Annotated in this window: 4 protein-coding genes and 2 pseudogenes; all 6 read right to left on the reverse strand. The window is 73.6% G+C overall.

Features of this window, described 5'->3' with window-relative positions; all coding sequences use genetic code 11:
• Positions 1–86: 86 nt before the first annotated feature.
• Positions 87–666, reverse strand: a pseudogene (locus ADL12_RS20360) (hypothetical protein); the annotation flags it as partial.
• Positions 641–1,444, reverse strand: a complete 804-nt coding sequence (locus tag ADL12_RS20365) for an FkbM family methyltransferase (protein ID WP_062704100.1) — start codon at positions 1,442–1,444, stop codon at positions 641–643. The pseudogene ADL12_RS20360 and the gene ADL12_RS20365, both read right to left, overlap by 26 nt.
• On the reverse strand, positions 1,441–1,701 hold the full coding sequence (locus tag ADL12_RS20370) for a Trm112 family protein (RefSeq protein ID WP_062704101.1): 261 nt from the start codon (positions 1,699–1,701) through the stop codon (positions 1,441–1,443). Before ADL12_RS20370 ends, ADL12_RS20365 begins: the two co-directional genes overlap by 4 nt.
• Positions 1,698–2,627: a hypothetical protein gene (locus ADL12_RS20375; protein WP_062704102.1), complete on the reverse strand. Its 930-nt coding sequence runs from the start codon at positions 2,625–2,627 to the stop codon at positions 1,698–1,700. Before ADL12_RS20375 ends, ADL12_RS20370 begins: the two co-directional genes overlap by 4 nt.
• A gap of 24 nt (positions 2,628–2,651) precedes the next feature.
• Positions 2,652–3,383: a class I SAM-dependent methyltransferase gene (locus ADL12_RS20380; RefSeq protein ID WP_062704103.1), complete on the reverse strand. Its 732-nt coding sequence runs from the start codon at positions 3,381–3,383 to the stop codon at positions 2,652–2,654.
• Positions 3,380–3,882 (reverse strand): annotated as a pseudogene (locus ADL12_RS20385) (condensation protein); the annotation flags it as partial. The pseudogene ADL12_RS20385 and the gene ADL12_RS20380, both read right to left, overlap by 4 nt.

A 3,882-nucleotide genomic window follows, 5' to 3' on the forward strand; every position in this document is an offset into this window, starting at 1 on the left:
GAGGCGGCGGCGCGGGAGCGGGGAGAGCGGACCATCGCCTGCCAGCGCTTGTTCGCCTCGCGCATGTCGGCGAGGGAGACGCCCAGTTCCCGGCGGGCGCCCTGCACCCCGTCCGGCGCCGTGAACGCCAGCCCCCAGCGCGTCGGAGCCGTGCCCTCCAGCGGGCGGGCGGGGGCGAAGGCGCGGGCGGCCTCGTCGACCGTGCAGGACCAGGGGGTGAGGTCGGCGAGGGTGCGCAGGGACGGGCTCTCCACGTCGGGGGCGCGGACCAGCCATTCGTTCCAGACCGCGCCGTTCGGGGCGAGCAGCACCTCGAAGCGCAGGTCGGGCCAGAGCGGCACCGGCCACAGCCAGGCCTCGCACTCCAGGTCGCCGACCTTGCGGGAGATCACCGCCTCGGGCTTGCCGAACACCGAGCGGTACCGGGAGGCGGCGGCGCGGGAGCGGGGAGAGCGGACCATCGCCTGCCAGCGCTTGTTCGCCTCGCGCATGTCGGCGAGGGAGACGCCCAGTTCCCGGCGGGCGGCCCAGTTCCCGGCGGGCGTCCTCCACCAGGTCCGGGTTGTGGTCGGCCATGCGGCGCAGCAGCACCAGCTGGAAGTGGAGTGGGGTGAAGGGGCCGGCGGGGTTCGGTCCGCCGCTAGCGGCGTGCTTTCCGGAGGGCATGCGCTCCATCGTCGCCGATCGGGCGGCGTCCGTCGGGGAGAAAGAGGACCGAATTGACGTACCGCGGGCCCCGGAAGGGCAGGACCCGGCGCAGGAGGCCCTGGGTGACGACGTACGAGGTCTCCGCCTGGTGGGTCTGAAGCGGGAAGCGGCTCAGGGGCACCCAGTCGCGGCCGGGCAGGACCCAGCCGTCGTAGCCGAGCAGCGACAGATACGTCACCACCGGGCCGATCGGCTGGATGCGGGACTCCAGCTCGATGAACAGGGCGGGCCGGTCGCGCGCCAGGATGCCGGTCGCGCCGCGCAGCACCGCGAGCTCGCTGCCGTCCACGTCGACCTTGACGAACCCGACGTCCTTGAGCCCGAGCTCGTCGAGGGTGACACAGCTGACCGGCAGCGCGGTGGCGTGGATGTTCCGGCGGACCAGGGAGGACACCCCCCGGTCGCCCGCGTCGTGCGGCGGCAGCCAGAGCCGGGCCGCGCCGGGGCGCTCGGCCGCCGCGGCCTGCACGACCCGGACGTTGGGCGGCGCCGTCGCCGCCAGGAGCCGCGCCAGATGAGGGACCGGTTCCACGGTCACCACCCGGCGTGCCCGCCTCGACAGCCGCCGCGTCCACGGGCCGTACCACCCGCCGACGTCCACGGCCGTGCCGCACTCGGCGGGACACAGCTCCGCCAGCCGGGCCAGCTCCGGCTCGAAGCGTGGGTACACGGCCCGGGCGACGGCGGCGACCAGGCGGGTGGGCAACACGGGGGCGATGTGCGCAGCCAGAGTCATGGAGCCATCCGTTTGAGGAGTTCCTCGTGCTCGTCGTCGGAGACCTGCTCCCCGGAGGCCGGCAGCAGCTGCGGGATGCCGTCCACGATCGGGTAACGGCGGCGCAGGCGCGGGTTGTACAGCGCCTCGGAGAGCTCTTCGGCCTCCTGAACAGGTGCCTTTTGAGCAGATGCTTCTCGAGCAGGTACGACGAGGTGCAGCTGACCCTTGTCGAGGGGGCACGCCAGGATCTGGAGCAGGGGGTCGTCGGGTTTCATGGTGGAGTCAACTCCTTCGCACCGATGGGGGGTTGAGGAGACGGGGGTGCGGGGCGGCGGTCGTGCCGGGGCATCGACAGCAGTACGGCGAGGGCGAGCGCCGTACCCGCGACCCGCAGCGCCAGCCGCAGCGGGTCCTCGGGCAGCGCCTCGCCGAACGACAGCGTGCCCAGCACGGCCGTGTACAGGCTGGTCACCGTCGTGCACACCGGCACGATCAGCGAGGCCCGGCAGCGTTGCAGCGCCGCCTGAGACATGACCAGCCCGAAGGCGCCGGTGAAGAGCAGGAGATACGGGTACGGGGAGCGCAGCAGGTCGAGCAGCGCGCCGCCGATTCCGCTCGCCGTCAGGTAGCTCGACACGCCCTTGATGGCGAGCGAACTGACCCCGTACAGCAGCCCCACCGCCACGCCGTACTCGACGCCGGTCGTCGGCAGCCGGTGCCGGTGCCGGGCCCTGCGCTCGGCGGAGTTGTACAGCCACACGCCCGCCGCCAGCGACGGCACGCACACCAGCAGGATCAGCGGGTACGGGGCGGCCCGGCCGACGGTCTCCCCGCCCTCGGGCCCGTCCCGCAGTGACAGCACGACCATCAGCAGCGCAGCGAGGATCGCCCCGATCGCGTACCGCTCCCGCCCGCTGGTCTCCTCGCCCAGCAGCCGGGCCGAGAGCAGTACGAGCAGCACGAGCCCGGAGATGAAGATGCCCTGCGCGGCGGCGATCGGCAGGGTGCGGTAGACGACGAGCTGCGCTCCGAAACCGGCGGCGAGGGCGAGCGAGCCGCCGATCCACAGCGGGCTGCCGAGCACCAGCCGCAGCAGCCGGCCGGGTTGCCGGATATTCACTTGCGGGAGCGAGCCGAGCGCCCGTTTCTCCAGGACGAAACCGAGGCTGTACAGGGTGTTCGCCATCAGGGCCGCGGCCACTCCCCACCACATGGTCCCCGCCCCCTAGGTCCGCCGCGCGTGCAGCAGCAGGATCGACGCGAGCGACGGCCTGGCGCAGGCCAGCCGGTCGAGGGGACGCAGCGGACGCGGTACGCCGTGGAAGGGCGCGCCCGCGAGGCGTACGACCTCGAAACCGGACGCGGTCACGAACTCCCGCAGCGCACGGGCGGTGTACAGCCGCAGATGCCCCACGACCTCCCGTCCCGGCCGGCCGTGGATCGCGCGCAGGCTGACCTCCGAGAACACCGGCTGCACCCCGGCCAGCAGCAGGGCGCGGTTGTACCAGGCGGCGAGGTTCGGGGTGGAGAGCATGAGGTGGCCGCCTGGGCGCAGCACACGGCGGATCTCGTCCAGGGCGGCGTCCGGGTCGACGAGGTGCTCGATCACCTCGCTGAACAGCACGGCGTCGGCGGATCCGGTCCGCAGCGGCAGCCCGCCGCCGGTGAGTTCACCGCGGACGGCGTACGGGATGCGGGTGCGGGCCCGGCGCAGGGCGTCCTGGGACCAGTCGATGCCGACGATGCGGTGGCCGGGGAGGAAGGGGGCGGCGGTGGCGGCGGCGGTGCCGTCGCCGCACCCTATGTCGAGGATCGTCCCTGGTGGTGTGGCGGGCCCGAGAGCGTCGGCCAGCATGCGGGCCTGGCGGCGGCTGCGGGGGGTGCCGGAGGCGACGGGGACGGCGGGGTTCTCGTAGAAGTCGCGCAGTTCGGGGGGTTTCACCGGGGCCGTCGTCACGGGCTCACCTCCGTCGAGTGCAGGTAGTGCTCGAAGAGGTCCCGCAGGTGGGTGCCGTCGCCGTGGCTGAGCAGCGCCCGCGACCAGCGCAGGGCGAGGTGGAGGCGGCCCGCGGTGGAGGCGGTGGTGACGGTCAGGCCGCGGGGCATCCGGGCGGGCGCCGAGAACCACACGGCGTGCGCGCGGCCGGCCTCCTCGCCGAAGTCCAGGGGGTAGGGGATACGGCCGATGTTGCTGAGCAAGGTGGTGGAGGTCCAGGGCGCGGCGGCGCTGCGCAGGCCTCGGGTGAGCGCCGCTCGCCAGGAGACGGGGGTGACCGGGGCGGTGAGGAGGGCTGCCCCGTGGCCGAGTTGGGGGCGGGGGAGGGACTTGAGGGCGCGGGTCCGGGTGGCCGTGCGCTGGAGCAGGGTGGGCATGTGAGCCGGATCGCGCGCCGCCAACTCCTCGGCGGTGAAAGGGACTTCGACCAGTCGGGTGCCGTTGCCGATGGGCATGGTGG

It is taken from the genome of Streptomyces regalis (assembly GCF_001509475.1).
Classification (GTDB): domain Bacteria; phylum Actinomycetota; class Actinomycetes; order Streptomycetales; family Streptomycetaceae; genus Streptomyces; species Streptomyces regalis.

Bases quoted from the DNA above. Each gene is read 5' to 3' on its own strand.
- ADL12_RS20365 (WP_062704100.1), bottom strand. From the start codon at position 1,444: ATGACTCTGGCTGCGCACATCGCCCCCGTGTTGCCCACCCGCCTGGTC.
- ADL12_RS20370 (WP_062704101.1), bottom strand. From the start codon at position 1,701: ATGAAACCCGACGACCCCCTGCTCCAGATCCTGGCGTGCCCCCTCGAC.